Annotated in this window: 1 protein-coding gene; it reads left to right on the top strand. The window is 65.0% G+C overall.

All coding sequences use genetic code 11. The features are described from left to right. The first annotated feature begins 234 nt into the window (after nucleotides 1-234). On the top strand, nucleotides 235-1,509 hold the full coding sequence (locus tag AC5E6L_RS00340) for an NAD(P)/FAD-dependent oxidoreductase (RefSeq protein WP_491770463.1): 1,275 nt from the start codon (nucleotides 235-237) through the stop codon (nucleotides 1,507-1,509). The last annotated feature ends 70 nt before the right edge of the window (nucleotides 1,510-1,579 follow it).

Raw genomic sequence — 1,579 nt, 5'->3', positions numbered from 1 at the left:
TCGACAACAACCAGGTCGGGGTCGCCCAGCCTTTCGATCAGATCCTTTGTCTCGATTTCCTCGATGCGCGCACGGGCGGCCTTGACCATGTCCGCGGCGGTCGTCTTCAATTTCGGCATATTTCATTCGTTCTGTTATATGGAACAGTTTTTTCAAATATTGACACATGCAATGGTGCAAGGCAACAGTTGCCGGCGCATCGCAATGCCGTTGTGAGACAGGAGCGCACACCATATGACGCGACAAGGGGCGATCTCACTGTGGGACCTTTCATCTCAGGAAAGCGACGTTCAGCGCGATTTCAGCGCCGACGGCACTGTGGATGTGGCGATCGTCGGTGGCGGCTACACGGGCCTTTCGACGGCGCTTCACTGTTGCCAGAAGGGCGTGTCCGCCCACGTCCTGGAAGCCGAGCAGGTCGGCTTTGGCGGATCGGGCCGCAATGTGGGGCTGGTGAACGCGGCCGCATGGCTGCCGCCTCAAAAGGTGCGCGCGATGCTGGGCGAGGAGCATGGCGGCCGGTTCGTCACCGAATTCAGCCGCGCGCCGGACTATGTGTTCTCGCTGATCGAGCAGCATCAGATCCGCTGCGAGGCGACGCGCACGGGCACGATCCACGCCGCCCACGGACCCGCCGGGTTCGTGGAACTCAAGGGCCGCAAGGCGGAATGGGACCGGCTGGGCGAGCCGGTCGATCTCCTGTCGCGCGAGGAGGCCGGCAAGCTGATCGGCTCGGATTTCTTCCATGGCGGCCTGGTCGACCGCCGTGCCGGCACCATCAACCCGATGGGCTATTGCCGCGGCCTGGCCCGCGCCGCCCGGGGCGCCGGCGCCGAAATCAGCACGGGAACCCGGGTCACGAAGCTTGAGCGCGACGGCGATCTGTGGCGCGTCGTCACCGATCGCGGCCCCTTGTCGGCAAGGGCCGTGGTGCTGGGCACCAATGCCTATACCGACGAACTGTGGCCGGGGCTGAGCCGCACCTTCACGCTGATCCACTATTTTCAGCTTGCAACCAAGCCGCTGGGCCCGGACGCGGCGCATATCCTGCCCGAACGCCAGGGGCTGTGGGACACGGGTCGGATCATGTTCAGCCTGCGCCGCGACGCCCAGGACCGGCTGATCGTCGGCTCCATGGGCACCGTGGTGGGGCGTTTCGACAAGGGCCTGTCGCATCGCTGGGCGAAAAAGCAGCTCGCGCGCATCTTCCCCTCGCTGGGCCCGGTGGCGTTCGAGGACGCCTGGCACGGGCGCATCGCCATGACGCCGGACCATCTGCCGCGCATCCATCAGTTGGCCGACAATCTCTACACGCCGATCGGCTATAATGGCCGGGGCATCACCACGGGCACCATTTTCGGCCGCGCCATGGCTGATCTCTTGACGGGCGAGGGGGTGGACACGCTGCCCCTGCCGATGAGCGGCGTCAGCGGCGTGGCGAGCGCGCCGCTCATGTCGCGCCTTTACCAGATGGCGTTTACCGCCAACCAGATGATCAGAAGCGTCTGAGCCATGGCTGGCGGTTCCATCAGGGTCGGCGTCGATATTGGCGGCACGTTCACCGACGTGGCGCTCGAAC

This window comes from Roseitalea sp., from assembly GCF_984466335.1.
Note: the sequence above shows the minus strand (reverse complement) of the source record. Positions and strands in the feature narration are given on the sequence as shown.

Bases quoted from the DNA above. Each gene is read 5' to 3' on its own strand.
- AC5E6L_RS00340 (WP_491770463.1), top strand. From the start codon at position 235: ATGACGCGACAAGGGGCGATCTCACTGTGGGACCTTTCATCTCAGGAA.